Genomic DNA, 14,483 nt, shown 5'->3' with positions numbered 1-14,483 from the left:
CGCTCTGTTTTTGATCGTTTTCACCCTTCACTGGATGAGTATATGAACGCAGATCTGGCACTACTGCAGCCCTACCCTTTTGAAAAGCTCAACGTCCTACTTGGCACGGTTACGCCAAACCCAGAACTTGAGCATATCTCGCTTGGCATTGGTGAACCTAAACACCCGGCGCCAGCCGTGGTGACTTCGGTAATGAATCAGACAGTCGACCTGGTTGCCAACTACCCAACAACCAAGGGTAGCGCCGAACTGCGCGATACTATCGCGGCCTGGTGTACCCGTCGCTTCAACCTCCAAGCGGGCTCGCTCACCGGCGACAACAACGTCCTGCCAGTGATGGGTACGCGTGAGGCGATCTTCGCCTTCACACAGTGCGCCGTAGAGCGCAAACCCGGCGCACTGGTCTTCTCGCCAGACCCGTTTTATCAGATCTACGAAGGTGCTGCTTACCTAGCAGGCGCTGAGCCCTACTTCCTGCCAACGCTGGAGGAGAACGGCTTCATCCCCGACTACGACGCAATTCCTACAGAAGCTTGGGAGCGGTGTGAACTGCTGTTTATCTGCTCGCCCAACAACCCAAGCGGTGCGGTGCACTCGAAAGAGACGATCATCAAGCTGATCGAACTGGCCGACAGGTACGACTTCATCCTTGCCTCTGACGAGTGCTACTCAGAGATCTACCTTGATGAGTCCAAGCCACCTGTTGGCCTGCTGCAGGTCTGTGCTGAAATTGGCCGCAACGACTATAAAAACTGCGTAGTGTTCCACAGCCTCTCAAAGCGCTCGAACCTACCGGGTCTGCGCTCTGGCTTTATCGCCGGTGACGCCACACTGATGAAACCCTTTCTGCTCTACCGCACCTACCATGGCTGTGCCATGCCGCTGCAGGTACAGAAAGGCTCGGTAGCTGCGTGGAACGATGAGAAGCACGTTGAAGAGAACCGCGAGCTGTACCGTCTGAAATTTGCCGCAGTACTCGAAATTCTTCAGCCAGTGATGGATGTGAAGATGCCCGATGCCAGTTTCTACCTCTGGGCGAAAACACCGATTGATGATGACAAATTCACAGCCGGTCTCTACGAGCAGCAGAACCTGACCGTACTACCAGGCCGCTACCTGTCACGCGAAACCACCGATGGCCTCTACCCAGGCGCCGGCTATGTGCGCATGGCACTGGTCGCTACCGTGGATGAGTGTGTTGAAGCTGCTTGGCGTATTCGCCGCTATATAGAATCGCTCTGAGGAGAACACCATGAAAGTTTACGGTATCCCTAACTGCGGCAGCGTTAAAAAAGCGCGTCTACTGCTTGAAGAGCAAGGCGCTGGCTACGAGTTTATCGACTTTAAAAAGGCGCCACCGAGCACCGAGATGATCCAGAGCTGGGTCGATCAAGCCGGTATTGAGGTGGTCCTGAACAAGCGCGGCACCACCTGGCGCAAGCTGGATGATGCGCAAAAAGCTGAAACCGACAGCAACAAGCTGATCGCTCTGATGGCCGAGCAGCCATCACTGATCAAGCGCCCTGTGATTGAGACAGGCAAAGGCTTGCTGGTCGGATTCGATGCAGACCGAATTTTGAACAGTCTTTAAGTTAAGAAAGAACGAGGATTCACATGACTAACTTTGCACTGGGCCTGGGTGTAGGCACCAAATCAGCCGCTGGCGACCTGCTAGAGGTTTACTACAACGCACCGATCCTGAACGCTGACGCCAAGCTGGTTGAAGCCGTTGCAGGTGCTGTTGGCTACACCGATGGCAACGCCTCTATCGAGATCGATGCGGCGCAGCTCAAAGCCCTGGAAGCAGCATTTCTGAGCGTTGGAGCAGAAGATCAGGCTGAGATCACAGAGATCCTCGAAGGCACTTCACAGCCACTGGTTATCTGTATCCTCGAAACTGACGATGCTCCCACCACAACGGCTGAGGTCTACCTCAAACTGAGCCTGATCTCGCACCGTCTGGTTAAGCCCCACGGCCAGAACCTGACTGGCATCTTCGGCCTGCTGCCAAACGTTGCTTGGACCAACGAAGGCGCAATCGCGCTGGACGAACTACCAAGCCGCCAGCTAGCTGCACGCGCACAGGGCCGCATTCTGCAGGTAACCTCTGTCGACAAGTTCCCACAGATGACCAACTACGTCGTACCAGCGGGTATCCGTGTCGGTGACGCATCACGTATCCGTCTGGGCGCGCACGTGGGCGAAGGCACCACTGTAATGCACGAAGGCTTTATCAACTTCAACGCCGGCACACTGGGCGTGAGCATGGTTGAAGGCCGTATCTCTGCAGGTGTTGTAGTCGGTAACGGCTCTGACCTGGGAGGTGGCTGTTCAACGATGGGTACACTCTCTGGCGGTAACAACGTCATCATCTCTGTGGGCGAAAACGCGCTGCTGGGTGCGAACGCTGGCCTGGGTATCCCACTGGGTGACCGTTGTACACTGGAAGCTGGCCTCTACGTAACAGGCGGCTCTAAAGTGACTATTCTGGATGACCAGAACAACGAAGTGGCTACAGTTAAAGCGTCTGAACTGGCAGGTAAATCTGATCTGCTGTTCCGTCGTAACTCACAGAACGGCCGTATCGAAGTTAAGACCAACAAGTCAGCTATCGAGCTCAATGCAGAACTTCACTCGCACAACTAAGCGAAGCTAGTTCAGCATCAAGAGAGCCGCGGTATCGCGGCTCTTCTGTTTACTCGGTTTACGCATTATTTAGCGATTTACACAGGCAAGAAAGGGAACTCTTCTCATGGCACATCAGAGCGAAACATTTGCACTCACCTGCGACCTGATCAGCCGCCAGTCGGTGACACCCGAAGATGCGGGCTGTCAGGCGATGATGGCCGAGCGCCTTAAAGCACTCGGTTTCAAGATTGAGGGGATGCCCTTCGAAGAGGTGACCAACTTTTGGGCCCGCCGCGGTACCGAAGGCCCAGTGCTCTGCTTTGCCGGCCACACTGATGTGGTACCCACCGGTCCAGTGGAGAAGTGGTCATCGCCACCGTTCGAGCCAACGCTGAAAGACGGCATGCTCTACGGCCGTGGCGCGGCGGATATGAAAGGCAGTATCGCCGCCTTCATGACGGCACTGGATCGCTTTGTAAAAGCGCACCCTGACCACAAAGGCTCTATCGCGCTGCTGATCACCAGTGATGAAGAGGGGCCGTACATCAACGGCACAACCCGCGTTATCGACACCCTGGAAGCGCGCAACGAGAAAATCACCTGGGCCATCGTCGGCGAGCCTTCAAGCACCGCACTGGTCGGTGATGTGATCAAGAACGGTCGCCGTGGTTCACTGGGCGCAACCCTGCGCGTAAAGGGCGTGCAGGGCCATGTCGCCTACCCTCACCTGGTGCGCAACCCGATTCATGAACTCGCGCCAGCACTGGCCGAACTTGCTGCAACCGAGTGGGATCAGGGTAACGACTTCTTCCCGCCGACCAGTTTCCAGGTATCAAACATCAATGCCGGTACCGGTGCCACTAACGTGGTTCCGGGCGAAGTCGAAGTGCTGTTCAACTTCCGCTTCTCTACAGAAGTGACCGACGCAGATCTTCGTAGTCGTGTTGAGGCTATTCTGGCCAAGCACAACGTTGAGTACGAGATTAAGTGGAATTTGTCAGGTCAGCCCTTCCTAACGGCAGAGGGCGACCTCGTTGATGCTGCGCGCAGCGCGATTCAGGAAGTGACCGGCCGTGAGACCGAGCTGTCGACCTCAGGGGGCACCTCAGATGGTCGCTTTATCGCGCCTACAGGTGCACAGGTTGTAGAACTGGGGCCGGTTAATGCCACCATCCACAAGATCGATGAGTGCGTTAAAGCAGAAGATTTGGATACCCTCTCAACCATTTACGAACAGATGCTGATCAAACTGCTGGCGAACTAGCATGTCGCAGATGCAATTGGCTTGCCCTGTCTGCAGCGACCTGCTTGAGCTGACCAATGAGACACGCACACTGCGCTGCGCTGCGGGACACAGCTTTGATCGCGCCAAACAGGGCTACTGGAACCTGCTGCTTGTCCAGTCTAAGCGCTCCAAAGATCCGGGCGATAACCCGGAGATGGTGCAGTCACGCACCCGCTTTTTGGATGGGCAGTTCTATCGTTCGGTTCTAGAGCGAATCTGCCAAACCCTAGACGAGACACTGCCTCAATCCGCCAATATCGCCGACCTTGGCTGCGGCGAGGGTTACTACACCACCGGTCTGCGCCAGCACCGACTAGCGCAGGGCCTTGAAGATCAGATTCTAGGCCTGGACATCTCCAAGCACGCGGTCAAATCAGCAGCAAAGCGCGACAAGGCGATCACCTGGTCAGTAGGCTCCTCTGCACGAATCCCCGTACCGGATGCCAGCCTGGATCTGGCGCTGATTATCTTCAGTAAAGTGCTACCCGAGCCACTCGAGCGGGCGCTTAAGCCCGGTGCATTGTTGCTTATCGCTTACCCCGGTCCTATGCACCTAATGAGCCTGCGCGAGCTGATTTATGACGAAGTGCGCGACAACGACTCAGACCCGGCCAAGCAGCTCTCCGCAGCATTCAAACTGGAGCAAACCCTAGGGGAGCCCTTTGAGATTGAGTTAGAGGGTAACCAGCAGATCTCTGACCTGTTGGCGATGACGCCGCACGGTCAGCGCATGCAGAGCGCCAAACGCGAAGAGATATTGCAGCGCCAGCAACTGCGCACGCAGGTTGATATCCGCTTAGGGCTATTCCGCTACCAGCCGGAGAACAGGGGTGAGTGACGATGAACAACCCGCTTGGGCACGCCACCTACGCTGGCTGCTGTTCGCGCTCGGCACGCTGCTGCTGGCGCTAGGTCTGATAGCTGTTGCGGGTGTCGTACTTAAAGAGGGAATGGTTGCCGAGATAATGGCCCTAGCAGGCGTAGCAATTGCGATTCCAGCAATGACAGTCGGCATCATCGCCTTTGTGATGTTAATCTATGCCCGATTACGCCAGATACTGAGCAAGGATTCAGAATGAGCGAGCGCCACCCCGATATCGAAGTCTACGTGAAGAACTCCTCTGCCCGCGGGCTTATCGCTTGGGTAACAGAGATCAGTGAGGCCGTTACAGAAGTCAAAACCCGCGGCCTCAGCCACGAGTTCAATTGCACTATCAATGGCGTAGAGATCCCGGTACTCATAGAGGAGCGAGTTGTCGGTAAACCCTGGATCAGCATCTGGTTCAACTCAGACCAAACCCCCTGGGCAGTCGACCTAGAGTGCGCCACGGCGATCACTCAAGCCCTGGACGTCCAGACCCGCTGCATCGTTAACGGCTGGACCGAAGGCGACGAACCCGACGAATGGTGGCGCGTAACCGCCGACGGCCCCGACAAAATCATCTGGACCACCGCAAACTTGTCCCTAAAGGGGTCAGACCCCTTTATGGGATAAATGTCACCCCTTTAGGGCGTGTAAAACTGATGTAGATGGCATCTGGCGAAGCCTAGCGGCTGACAAAAAGAATTTGCCGTTATGCGATCATCGACAACGTAGTCTGCGGGTCAGGCAAAGCAGAATAGCTAGCGGAACGGCGCGGGATATTCGCCTGAGTATCCACCCAAGCTAAAGCATAAGCCATCTCACCCAACTCCCCGCGATGCAGACCACCATTGATCCGTTCGACAGTATCGGCGCTATAGAGCTGATCAGGAGGGACATAAGTAGAAAGTGCATCAGTAGAGGGAATAGCAGGAAACTCGCCCTGAGCGGCCGCTGACTGGCCTCGCTGGTAGCCATAGGACTCGTTCGAAGAGATAAGACTCAGCAGCATCCGAAAGTGCGCGCCGTCGGTCGCCTGAACTGATTGGGCCAGCCCAGCCTGTGCACGCTCAATGCGATTAGCAACGATCTCGTTTACCATCTAACTTCAATCCCCAGCATCGTGCTAGTTTAGCGGCAACGAACACAAACACTTTAGCGTTTAAACTGAGTAGCAAACATTTCAAAAGGAGCAACACCATGGGCCGTTGGCGTCCACCTGCCGAGGAGAGTTCACCCTATATCACCAAAGAGGGCTATGAGCGCCTTAATGAGGAGCTTAAGTACCTATGGAAGACCAAACGCCCGGAGGTGACTCAGGCGCTTAGTGAGGCCGCTGCTGAGGGCGATCGTTCGGAGAATGCCGAGTATATCTATCGCAAGAAGGAGCTGCGCGAGATCGACCGTCGGGTGCGTTATCTCTCAAAGCGTCTAGACGGCATCAAGGTGGTGGAGCATTTGCCGTCTGATCAGAGTCGGATCTTTTTTGGGGCTTGGGTCGCTCTGGTTGACGAAGAGGACGCTGAGCGGGTCTATCGCATTGTTGGTGCGGATGAGATTGACCCCAAGCTGGGGTATATCAGCGTGGATTCTCCAATAGCAAAGTTGCTGCTGAAGAAAGAGGTGGGCGATGAGATTGAGTTTACTACGCCTGATGGTGAGCAGCGGTGGTATGAAATTATAAAGGTTCGTTACGGGTGATGGTTGTCGCCTCGAGGGGCGACCTACAGCATCCTGTGTGAGGGTTGTGAGCGGAGCGAACGACGCGACTGGATTGGTCGCGACATTCGCTTTGCGAATATCCCTCCTACAGACGGGCGATGCTAAGCGATCTCGCGCTTAGCGATGCCTTCCTTACCTGGGAAGTCAGGGGCACACTCACGCGCATTTGGCATTTTCAGCCAGAGGCGGTAGAGGTGGCGCTTACGCTCTGGCTCCTCGTAATCTTCAAAGCCAGTGCGCGAGTGGAAGATGGTGTAGTTGTTACAGAACTGGATATCACCCGGCTCCATCATCATATCCAGACGGATGTCTGGATCGTTCAAGATTGAATCAACCAGGTCGAACGCCTCTATCTCCACGGGTGAGAGCGGCAGACCGATTTTGTCCTGCGCAATCTCGATGTACTGGCGCAAGTGCATCGCGCTTAGCTTGCCTTTGTAATAACTGAAGATCGGCACAGGACCGGCAACGCCGTTGTTGATGTGCTCCATCAGGAAGTGACGATGCAGCAGGCCGAGATACTCGGTGTGCTTCTCTAGAATCTCATTGAATAGCGTAGTCGCACTTGAGAGGCTGCTCATGCCACCTGATTTCGCTTTACGCAGGCTCAGTAGACCAACGACATCAGCCAAATCCGCGTGGTATGGCAGGTATTCGCTCGTCTCGTAGACACGTACCGATTTAGGATCGGCTGCGCCAACATCACGCACGTGGCCCAGCATATCGCCTTTGATGTTCTGCGATACCGGTGTACCCATATGCAGACCCAGGCCGTAGTAGATGATCGCTGCCTCTTCGTCGGTGTAGCGCTCGATCGGCAGACCACGAATTAAGATAAAGCCTTTGCCATCTTCCAGCTCGGTGTTGAAGTAGTTGATCTCTTCAGCCAGTTCAGTAATGGGGAAGTCTTCTTTGGTGAAGTCTGGGCACGTCAGCCCCTTAGCTTTAACCGCTGCCAGACCCTTTTCCAGAATAGCGATATGCTCATCTGTCCAGTGGAAGATCCACGATCCATCGTCTTTGATATCTTTACCTTTCCAGGCAGCTGGAATCTCAACTTTCTGTTTGAGAATAACGGACATGCGAACTTCCTCTGTACGTTCTATTTATTGGTTTGCGGGGCGAGCATTGAGTCAGCTCGCGGGCGCATGTTTCGACCCGTAATTATCTGCGATCTGACATGAAAGACTATACGACTAACGTAGACCTATGTACCCGAGCGTAAACGAATTCAATCGAAACAGAATAAATGCAATCGAACGGAAATTAGATGCTGATTTAGATAATGAGAAGAAAAATGGTGGGTCGTATAGGATTCGAACCTATGACCAATTGGTTAAAAGCCAACTGCTCTACCAACTGAGCTAACGACCCGGGGGCGAGGTCGGTGAGAATGGTGGGTCGTATAGGATTCGAACCTATGACCAATTGGTTAAAAGCCAACTGCTCTACCAACTGAGCTAACGACCCCCACCGATCTCGGGTTTGGCTCCTCGAGCTGGACTCGAACCAGCGACCAATAGATTAACAGTCTACTGCTCTACCAACTGAGCTATCGAGGAAAAACCCTTTGTGTATCCTAATGGCGGAGGGACAGGGATTCGAACCCTGGGAGCCTCTCGACTCGTCGGTTTTCAAGACCGGTGCTTTCGACCACTCAGCCATCCCTCCGTTAGGATGGGCGCAGATTCTACCGTGATATTTTTTTCCGTCAACAGTTGGTTGGATCTTTTTTACAATTAATCCGCCAACTGATCAGATTTGCAGCAACTCTGGCGAATAATTCATCAACACTGGACAGTTTATGTACAACTTCTCAGAGGACACCCGCTAACTCTTGTAGCGCATCTCTATCCAGCACCGAGAGCACACCCTGTTTCTCAGAGATCTGATTAAGTCGTTTTAACTCGGCGAAATGACGCGACACGGTCTCGACAGTTAGCCCAAGGTATTGGCCCAATTCACGCCGACTTAGAGGCATGGGCGCAGAGTCTTGCTCTGCCACCCAGTCCAGCACAAACCAGGCCACCCGTGCTTTGGATTTGAGCAGGCTGACATGCGTTAGATGCTCTTCGGTTTTCATCACCTGCTGTAGCGCGCGCTCGATAATCGCCTGATTAATTGCAGGACTCTGGTCACGCAGCTCTTTGAGTCGCTCAACCGAGAGTTGACACAGCTCCACATGGCCAAGCGCTTCAGCTGTATGGCGATAGTTAGAGTCGACAACCAGTTTCTCGTAGCCGAACAGATCACCGGGCTTCACAATACGCACTATCTGCGCCTCACCCTCGGAGTTGAAGCACGTCAGCTTCACAAAGCCCTGGCGCAGGGTGTAGATGAGGTTAAGGCGTTCGCCCTCAGAGTAGACAACCTCGCCCGAGTCGTAGGTAACAACTCGAGTCTGAAAGTCCTCAATGAGGCTCAGCTCAGACTTTTCTAGGCAGCCGAACAGGCTCTGTGGTCGAATTGGACAGGTTAGGCAGTGGCCGCGGCCTACTAAGGTACCCATGGCATTCCTTAATGGGGTCAGACCCCTTTTTGGGATAAATGTCACCTAACCCGACTGCGGCATTATGACGTACACTTATCACTGAATTTTTTTGCAGTTTATCGCTAATGGACTCATTAACCCAAATAGTACTTGGCGCGTCAGTCGCTGCCGTCTGTGTAAAGCCCGAGCATCGCCGCAAAGCCGCGCTAGTAGGCGCTGCACTGGGCACTCTCCCCGATCTGGATGTGCTGATCGATTACGGTGACGCGGTATCGAATTTCACCTACCACCGCGGATTCAGTCACTCTCTGTTTGTGCTGATACCCTTCGCGGTTGGAGTCTGGTGGTTGTTGAAGCAGTTCTGGGAACCGGTCAAAGCGGCACCGCGTCCCTGGTTCTATGCGGTGCTTCTGGCGTTGGCTACCCATCCGTTGTTGGACGCACACACCGTCTACGGCACGCAGCTGCTCTGGCCCATACCCACGCCTCCGGTAATGTGGAGCACACTGTTTATTATCGACCCGCTCTACACGCTGCCTTTGCTGGTTGGAATGATCGCTATTCTGGCTCGGCCTACCGGGCGTTTTGCCGCACGCGCACTCTCTACCGGTCTGGTATTCAGCACGCTCTATCTGGGCTGGAGCTGGACCGCTAAAGCAATTGTTGAAAACAAGGTGGCTAGCGCGCTCAACGGCTCGGGCGGGCGGGTACTGACAACACCGGCGCCATTTAACACTCTGGTTTGGCGTATCCTGGTCGTTAAGGATGACACCTACAAAGAGGGCTACTTCTCCGTGCTAGCGCCCAATCGCCCGATTGAGTTTACCGAGCACGATAAGAACCTCGCCCTGATCAAAGCGGCCGATCACCTCGCCGCTGTCGACCGACTGCAATGGTTCTCGCACGGGTTTATCAAGGGCAGTATGCGCGAGGACTATCTGGTAATTACGGACCTGCGCATGGGTGTGGAGGGAAGCTATGTCTTCAACCATGCGGTGGCGAGCAAACCAAGCGAGAGTTTTGAGCCAATTGTCAGCCGGCAGTTACCACAGAGTTTCAGCGGCGAGGATATCAGCCGCCTGTGGGAGCAGATCAAAGCGATGCACTGAGGCGCGTCCGCTTTACAAAGGCTGTACGAGCGTTGTACGCAAAGCGTATTACGCGACCCAATAACCTAGAAGTTTGAAACCCGACGCGCCTGCCAAAACGCATCCCGCCAGTAGTCATTACTCAGATTTGAACGCGTCACACCCACAGAGGTGGAGGCGTGCACAAACTGGTTATCACCGATATACACCCCAACATGCCGCGCTTTCCAGCCCGTTTTGAAGAAGATCAGATCACCCGGCTCTAGCTCACCCGGTAAGATCTGGAACCCCTGCTCAGCCTGGCGCTCGGTAGTTCGCGCCAGACGCTGATTAAACACCTCAGCGTAGAGATTCTGCACAAAGGCTGAGCAGTCCATGCCGCCGCGCCCCGTTCCACCGAGCCGATAAGGCGTGCCCTGCCAGTCGCGATAGTAGCTATCGATGGCTTCGGAGTTAGCGCTCCAGGCCGAGCCCTCTAGTCGCGGTTGAACGCTGCACCCACTCACCATCAAGGCAAACACTAAACAGGCAACCCAACGAATCAACACATCTGTCTCCCTCTACAGCCTTCAATAACCGAAACTCTATAAATATCTTCAATTGGATTTAGCCCCAATATTGGGTATGTTTTTACTATCGCAGGAGGCTGATATGAAAACAACAAACTCCCCTAAATCACCTACCCTGAACTATATGATGCGAGTGGGCCTGTTACCGCGGCCCGAGCACGAGGTTCCTAGTGATCCAGTTAATTGGGCTATCGCAAATTTGTATCGCGATGACCCAACACTCTCGCCACCCTCTGACCGGGATGACCCCACCAACCTACAACCTTGGCCGGAAGAGTTCGATCCAGGCATACGCAGACGATTAATTAACCTTTGGCGCTGGGATGAATCGCGTGACTCGATTCGAGAAAAACTGAAGAACGCGCCCGAGAGAGAGCGGCAGTCGAAACTGGACGAAGCCCAGTTTAAATACGACCTGCGTTGGCATGATGCCGCACGCATGGACGCCCGTGGTAGCTTTGGTGAAGACTCAGTACGCCAGCGATTTGGCCACTTCTGGTTTAACCACTTTACCGTGGGTAACTACGACGCCTTCTACACCGCTGGTGATATGTATGAGCACCGTATTCTGCCGCATATGAATGGCGACTTTGCCAACCTCCTCTATGAGGCCACAACGCACTATTCGATGCTGCGGTATCTGGACAACGTTTCTAATATCTCTCCGCGCAGTAAAGCTGGCCAGTGGCGCCGTATGGATGGGAAGCAGGTCGGCTTTAATGACAACCTGGCGCGGGAAATAATGGAGCTTCACAGCTGCTCTCCGGCGCAGGGGTATACAGAGACAGATATTAGTGAAGCCGCGCGTATTCTCGCGGGCTGGGGCGACTGGGCTTTGAACCCTAAGAACGAGCGAGACTGGTTGAGCGCCGAGCGCCCCTACATTCGCAATAAAGCCGAACCCGGTAAAAAAACCGTACTGGGTAAAACCTACGGCTCCGGATACACCGCACTTAAAGAGTTCACGGCAGACCTCGCCGCACTGCCGCAGACACGTAAATTCATCTGCTACAGGCTAGCGCTGCACTTTATCAGCGACGAACCCTCAAAGCGCGTGACTGATGCGCTTGAGACTGCTTGGATGCAGAGCAACGGCAACCTCGGCAAAGTGCACGAGAAACTGCTTGAAATCGCGTGGACCGATGGCGGTCGCAAACTGCTGTGGCCAAGTCACTGGCTCTACAATACGGTGCGCATCTCTGGCTCTAACTACTTTATGGGCCATAAAGATGTGTTTAACCGCAAATCGGGTCAGCGAGCCATGCGCCCGATGCGCGAGCTCGGCATCAGTTTCTGGGAGGACCGCCAGCCTAACGGCTATCCATTAGAGTCCAAGGAGTGGATCAGTCTGGAGCACCTAGACCGTCGCATCCGCTTCGCCAGTGCCGTGTACGGCACCGGATCCGGGCGACTCACGCCACAACAGATTATGAATAATCTCGGCATTCCTGCAGAGATGCAGACACAGATACGCAACGCGGGCTCAACGACCGACCAATTCACGGCGCTTGTTGTTAACCAGTGGGCAATGGAGGTGCAGGCATGAACCGTCGCGACTTTTTAAAGATGGGGGCCGCGGGCCTCGCTCTCGCCAGCCTGCCAGGCTGGGCTAATATCGCTAATCCAGAACGTCGCCTGGTTATCTTCTTCCTTGAGGGGGGCTTGGATGGTCTCTCTACAATCGTGCCCAAACTAGAGGGCCGCTTAGAGAGTTTCCGTGAAGAGTTGATGCCCGACAACTTGCTGGATTTGAGTAGCCACTGGGCACTGCACCCAGCGATGCGTGCGACGCATCAGTTGATGTTGCAGCAGGATGTTTTAGGTATTCACGCCACTAGCTTCCCGTACACCAAGCGCTCACACTTTGAGGGCCAGAACCTGATCCAGGGTGGCGGCTTGGCGCCCTTCTCAGAGTCAACCGGCTGGGTTGGACGCGCGCTGGATATCGCCAGCAATGGTGGCCGCGCAATGAGTCTGGATACACCGCTGCTACTGCGCGGTGCCACGGGCGTAGACAACTACTTTCCAGCACATGTAAACGGCAGTTCAAACCCAACAACCCGACTCCTTGAGATGCTGCATGGTGGCTTGTCTCCCGAGTGGCAGACTGAGAATGACAAGCTGATGGCGCGCTTGAATGGGCGCGTGTTCAACTCGCGCGATCGCAGTCCGAGAGGTCTATCAGAGGAGGCGGGTAAAGCCCTGGCACGACCAGACGGCCCTGTTGCCGCGATGATTCGCTTAGGTGGCTACGACACCCATGCTGGCCAAGGCGGTAAGAATCCCGGGCGTCTCTTTAGCCTAACAGGCGAGCTCGACACCTGTATCAGTACCCTGCGTAAAAACCTCGGCGGTGCGTGGGACAATACCACTTTCATTACCCTCACGGAGTTTGGCCGTACCGTTAAAGTGAACGGCTCGAGCGGTACCGAACACGGCTACGGCACAGCTATGCTGGTGGGCGGCGGTGCTGTTAATGGTGGTGCGGTCCTAGCGGACTGGCCGGGACTGGCGAAGAGCGATCAGTTTGAGCGTCGTGACCTGATGGCCACCATCGATTCGCGCTCTATCTGCGCTGCTGTGCTCGAGCACACCTTCGGCCTGGAGCATGCAGAGATTGCCGAGCGCGTCTTCTTCACGCCGAATCTCCCACGCCTGACCGATAGGATCTACCTATGAGAGCGCTAATGATCGCAGGCCTGGCCCTGCTACTGGCCGCCTGTCAGGCGAATCCAACCAGTTCGGGTGGTTCGGATTCTGCAGCAGCAAAGAGAGTGGATGGTGCCTATCCCGCTGGTATCAAGCGCTACGAAGTGAGTGCCGACCTAAAGAAGCCGAAGATGAATATGGCCGAGGCGGCTGCAGCAAAAGAGGCGGCAGCGACTGCGCGCAACATCGAACGTAACAAGGCCCTCGCTAGCGACACCGCTCGCGCGGCTCTGCACTATAAAGAGCAGGATGGGGTGTTCAACTGGAAGTACCGATTCGGTGAGTTCAGTGGCAAGGCCTTAGGCAGTCGCGAAGACCTAAACATCCCCGGTGGCGGCGGTTACAAGCTGGAAGTTGAGGGCAAGTTTAATCGCTGGGACATCAAGGCTCGATTGCGCTCAATCGACTTTGGCGTGCTCACTGACCGCAGCAGCATGATAGTGGCGCACCTGAACAAAGGCGGTGATTCTGAACGCCTAAAGCCGAGCTTAAGAATCTGGGAGAAGGCGCTAAAAACCTGCAGCTCTACCCTGCCCTACGTATTCGGCGATCTCTACTTGGTCATGGAGACAACCAACCCCAAAGTGGCTGCACTGCAGGTCTGCCTGTTCGAGGAGACCAAAGGTGACCAGTTCTTGAGCGCCTTTTTCAAAGGCGGTCACGCGCTAGACGACTTTGTTGGCAATAATGGGTTGGATATAATCCTGAACTAAGCAACCTGAAAGCTATATGGAGTTACATGCAGCTCAGCCTGCTGGTTGCGTAACTCCCAAAGATCATATGCACTCTGCAGCCTCAACCAATGATCAGCCGATGGCTTTTTAAAGGCGATCTCTAAACGAACCGCCATTTCAGGTGTGATCGCACCCCTCGCGTTCAACACTTTAGACAGTGTCTTGCGGCTGACGCCTAAGTGTTCAGCCACTTCAGTAATCGTGAGTTCGAGAGGCTCGATTACTAGCTCTCTTAAAATTTCTCCTGGGTGAGCAGGATTATGCATAGTCATTAGTGATAATCCTCATAATTAACTATTACGGCGTCTTTACCATTGAATCTGAATGTAACGCGCCAGTTTCCATTCACTGTTACGGACCATATACCTTTTCGGGTACCTAGCAATCTTGTTACC

General features: G+C 54.5%; 18 protein-coding genes and 4 tRNA genes. 12 read left to right on the top strand and 10 right to left on the bottom strand.

Features of this window, described 5'->3' with window-relative positions:
- Nucleotides 1-42: 42 nt before the first annotated feature.
- The 7 genes from dapC (at nt 43) to AC1WNR_RS04400 (ending at nt 5,408) form a co-directional block, all read left to right on the top strand.
- Complete coding sequence (gene dapC / locus AC1WNR_RS04430; protein ID WP_481643319.1) at nt 43-1,242, top strand: succinyldiaminopimelate transaminase; 1,200 nt, start codon at nt 43-45, stop codon at nt 1,240-1,242.
- A gap of 10 nt (nt 1,243-1,252) precedes the next feature.
- Nucleotides 1,253-1,591: an arsenate reductase gene (locus tag AC1WNR_RS04425; protein WP_481643318.1), complete on the top strand. Its 339-nt coding sequence runs from the start codon at nt 1,253-1,255 to the stop codon at nt 1,589-1,591.
- 23 nt (nt 1,592-1,614) lie between these two features.
- Nucleotides 1,615-2,646 carry a 2,3,4,5-tetrahydropyridine-2,6-dicarboxylate N-succinyltransferase gene (gene dapD, locus AC1WNR_RS04420; RefSeq protein ID WP_481643317.1) on the top strand — a complete coding sequence of 344 codons (1,032 nt, stop codon included), beginning with the start codon at nt 1,615-1,617 and terminating at the stop codon, nt 2,644-2,646.
- A gap of 106 nt (nt 2,647-2,752) precedes the next feature.
- Complete coding sequence (gene dapE, locus AC1WNR_RS04415; protein WP_481643316.1) at nt 2,753-3,892, top strand: succinyl-diaminopimelate desuccinylase; 1,140 nt, start codon at nt 2,753-2,755, stop codon at nt 3,890-3,892.
- 1 nt (nt 3,893) lies between these two features.
- Nucleotides 3,894-4,751: a putative RNA methyltransferase gene (locus AC1WNR_RS04410; protein WP_481643315.1), complete on the top strand. Its 858-nt coding sequence runs from the start codon at nt 3,894-3,896 to the stop codon at nt 4,749-4,751.
- The gene (locus AC1WNR_RS04405) at nt 4,744-4,992 is read left to right on the top strand and encodes a hypothetical protein (RefSeq protein ID WP_481643314.1); all 249 of its coding nucleotides are present in this window, start codon (nt 4,744-4,746) and stop codon (nt 4,990-4,992) included. Before AC1WNR_RS04410 ends, AC1WNR_RS04405 begins: the two co-directional genes overlap by 8 nt.
- Nucleotides 4,989-5,408, top strand: coding sequence for a hypothetical protein (locus AC1WNR_RS04400; protein ID WP_481643313.1), 420 nt, complete (start codon nt 4,989-4,991; stop codon nt 5,406-5,408). Before AC1WNR_RS04405 ends, AC1WNR_RS04400 begins: the two co-directional genes overlap by 4 nt.
- A gap of 79 nt (nt 5,409-5,487) precedes the next feature.
- Here AC1WNR_RS04400 and AC1WNR_RS04395 read toward each other — a convergent pair whose 3' ends face one another.
- Nucleotides 5,488-5,877: a hypothetical protein gene (locus AC1WNR_RS04395; RefSeq protein WP_481643312.1), complete on the bottom strand. Its 390-nt coding sequence runs from the start codon at nt 5,875-5,877 to the stop codon at nt 5,488-5,490.
- A 98-nt stretch (nt 5,878-5,975) separates the two neighbouring features.
- Between AC1WNR_RS04395 and greB the strand changes: the two genes are divergently transcribed.
- Nucleotides 5,976-6,476 carry a transcription elongation factor GreB gene (gene greB, locus AC1WNR_RS04390; RefSeq protein WP_481643311.1) on the top strand — a complete coding sequence of 167 codons (501 nt, stop codon included), beginning with the start codon at nt 5,976-5,978 and terminating at the stop codon, nt 6,474-6,476.
- A 122-nt stretch (nt 6,477-6,598) separates the two neighbouring features.
- Here greB and AC1WNR_RS04385 read toward each other — a convergent pair whose 3' ends face one another.
- The 6 genes from AC1WNR_RS04385 to AC1WNR_RS04360 form a co-directional block, all read right to left on the bottom strand.
- Nucleotides 6,599-7,579 carry a TauD/TfdA family dioxygenase gene (locus AC1WNR_RS04385; RefSeq protein ID WP_481643310.1) on the bottom strand — a complete coding sequence of 327 codons (981 nt, stop codon included), beginning with the start codon at nt 7,577-7,579 and terminating at the stop codon, nt 6,599-6,601.
- 216 nt (nt 7,580-7,795) lie between these two features.
- A tRNA-Lys gene (locus AC1WNR_RS04380) sits at nt 7,796-7,871 on the bottom strand.
- A gap of 20 nt (nt 7,872-7,891) precedes the next feature.
- Nucleotides 7,892-7,967, bottom strand: a tRNA-Lys gene (locus AC1WNR_RS04375).
- A gap of 16 nt (nt 7,968-7,983) precedes the next feature.
- Nucleotides 7,984-8,059 (bottom strand) — tRNA-Asn (locus AC1WNR_RS04370).
- Nucleotides 8,060-8,080: 21 nt separating this feature from the next.
- A tRNA-Ser gene (locus AC1WNR_RS04365) sits at nt 8,081-8,168 on the bottom strand.
- A gap of 145 nt (nt 8,169-8,313) precedes the next feature.
- Nucleotides 8,314-9,006 (bottom strand): Crp/Fnr family transcriptional regulator, encoded by a 693-nt coding sequence (locus AC1WNR_RS04360; protein ID WP_481643309.1) that lies wholly within the window; start codon nt 9,004-9,006, stop codon nt 8,314-8,316.
- Between the two features lie 107 nt (nt 9,007-9,113).
- On the opposite strand from AC1WNR_RS04360, the gene AC1WNR_RS04355 reads away from it, so the two are divergent.
- Nucleotides 9,114-10,097 carry a metal-dependent hydrolase gene (locus AC1WNR_RS04355; RefSeq protein ID WP_481643308.1) on the top strand — a complete coding sequence of 328 codons (984 nt, stop codon included), beginning with the start codon at nt 9,114-9,116 and terminating at the stop codon, nt 10,095-10,097.
- A gap of 65 nt (nt 10,098-10,162) precedes the next feature.
- On the opposite strand, the gene AC1WNR_RS04350 is transcribed toward AC1WNR_RS04355, so the two are convergent.
- A complete protein-coding gene (locus tag AC1WNR_RS04350; RefSeq protein WP_481643307.1) occupies nt 10,163-10,624 on the bottom strand; it encodes an NlpC/P60 family protein in 462 nt (153 codons plus the stop codon).
- A gap of 103 nt (nt 10,625-10,727) precedes the next feature.
- On the opposite strand from AC1WNR_RS04350, the gene AC1WNR_RS04345 reads away from it, so the two are divergent.
- The 3 genes from AC1WNR_RS04345 to AC1WNR_RS04335 are packed head-to-tail and all read left to right on the top strand — an operon-like array spanning nt 10,728 to nt 14,067.
- Nucleotides 10,728-12,191, top strand: coding sequence for a DUF1800 family protein (locus AC1WNR_RS04345; protein ID WP_481643306.1), 1,464 nt, complete (start codon nt 10,728-10,730; stop codon nt 12,189-12,191).
- The gene (locus AC1WNR_RS04340; protein WP_481643305.1) at nt 12,188-13,324 is read left to right on the top strand and encodes a DUF1501 domain-containing protein; all 1,137 of its coding nucleotides are present in this window, start codon (nt 12,188-12,190) and stop codon (nt 13,322-13,324) included. Before AC1WNR_RS04345 ends, AC1WNR_RS04340 begins: the two co-directional genes overlap by 4 nt.
- Nucleotides 13,321-14,067, top strand: coding sequence for a hypothetical protein (locus AC1WNR_RS04335; protein WP_481643304.1), 747 nt, complete (start codon nt 13,321-13,323; stop codon nt 14,065-14,067). Before AC1WNR_RS04340 ends, AC1WNR_RS04335 begins: the two co-directional genes overlap by 4 nt.
- Here the strand turns inward: AC1WNR_RS04335 and AC1WNR_RS04330 are convergent.
- Together AC1WNR_RS04330 and AC1WNR_RS04325 are read right to left on the bottom strand one after the other, a co-directional pair.
- Nucleotides 14,064-14,360: a HigA family addiction module antitoxin gene (locus AC1WNR_RS04330; protein WP_481643303.1), complete on the bottom strand. Its 297-nt coding sequence runs from the start codon at nt 14,358-14,360 to the stop codon at nt 14,064-14,066. The two genes, AC1WNR_RS04335 and AC1WNR_RS04330, sit on opposite strands and share 4 nt — an antisense overlap.
- The gene (locus tag AC1WNR_RS04325; protein ID WP_481643302.1) at nt 14,360-14,473 is read right to left on the bottom strand and encodes a type II toxin-antitoxin system RelE/ParE family toxin; all 114 of its coding nucleotides are present in this window, start codon (nt 14,471-14,473) and stop codon (nt 14,360-14,362) included. Before AC1WNR_RS04325 ends, AC1WNR_RS04330 begins: the two co-directional genes overlap by 1 nt.
- Between the last annotated feature and the right edge of the window lie 10 nt (nt 14,474-14,483).

Source organism: Marinobacterium marisflavi (assembly GCF_982447095.1).
Note: the sequence above shows the minus strand (reverse complement) of the source record. Positions and strands in the feature narration are given on the sequence as shown.

Excerpts from the sequence above, each read along its gene's own strand:
- AC1WNR_RS04360 (WP_481643309.1), bottom strand. The coding sequence starts at position 9,006 with ATGGGTACCTTAGTAGGCCGCGGCCACTGCCTAACCTGTCCAATTCGA.
- AC1WNR_RS04410 (WP_481643315.1), top strand. The coding sequence starts at position 3,894 with ATGTCGCAGATGCAATTGGCTTGCCCTGTCTGCAGCGACCTGCTTGAG.
- AC1WNR_RS04345 (WP_481643306.1), top strand. The coding sequence starts at position 10,728 with ATGAAAACAACAAACTCCCCTAAATCACCTACCCTGAACTATATGATG.
- AC1WNR_RS04425 (WP_481643318.1), top strand. The coding sequence starts at position 1,253 with ATGAAAGTTTACGGTATCCCTAACTGCGGCAGCGTTAAAAAAGCGCGT.
- greB (WP_481643311.1), top strand. The coding sequence starts at position 5,976 with ATGGGCCGTTGGCGTCCACCTGCCGAGGAGAGTTCACCCTATATCACC.
- AC1WNR_RS04330 (WP_481643303.1), bottom strand. The coding sequence starts at position 14,360 with ATGACTATGCATAATCCTGCTCACCCAGGAGAAATTTTAAGAGAGCTA.
- AC1WNR_RS04335 (WP_481643304.1), top strand. The coding sequence starts at position 13,321 with ATGAGAGCGCTAATGATCGCAGGCCTGGCCCTGCTACTGGCCGCCTGT.
- dapC (WP_481643319.1), top strand. The coding sequence starts at position 43 with ATGAACGCAGATCTGGCACTACTGCAGCCCTACCCTTTTGAAAAGCTC.
- AC1WNR_RS04385 (WP_481643310.1), bottom strand. The coding sequence starts at position 7,579 with ATGTCCGTTATTCTCAAACAGAAAGTTGAGATTCCAGCTGCCTGGAAA.
- AC1WNR_RS04355 (WP_481643308.1), top strand. The coding sequence starts at position 9,114 with ATGGACTCATTAACCCAAATAGTACTTGGCGCGTCAGTCGCTGCCGTC.
- AC1WNR_RS04400 (WP_481643313.1), top strand. The coding sequence starts at position 4,989 with ATGAGCGAGCGCCACCCCGATATCGAAGTCTACGTGAAGAACTCCTCT.
- dapE (WP_481643316.1), top strand. The coding sequence starts at position 2,753 with ATGGCACATCAGAGCGAAACATTTGCACTCACCTGCGACCTGATCAGC.
- AC1WNR_RS04395 (WP_481643312.1), bottom strand. The coding sequence starts at position 5,877 with ATGGTAAACGAGATCGTTGCTAATCGCATTGAGCGTGCACAGGCTGGG.
- AC1WNR_RS04340 (WP_481643305.1), top strand. The coding sequence starts at position 12,188 with ATGAACCGTCGCGACTTTTTAAAGATGGGGGCCGCGGGCCTCGCTCTC.
- dapD (WP_481643317.1), top strand. The coding sequence starts at position 1,615 with ATGACTAACTTTGCACTGGGCCTGGGTGTAGGCACCAAATCAGCCGCT.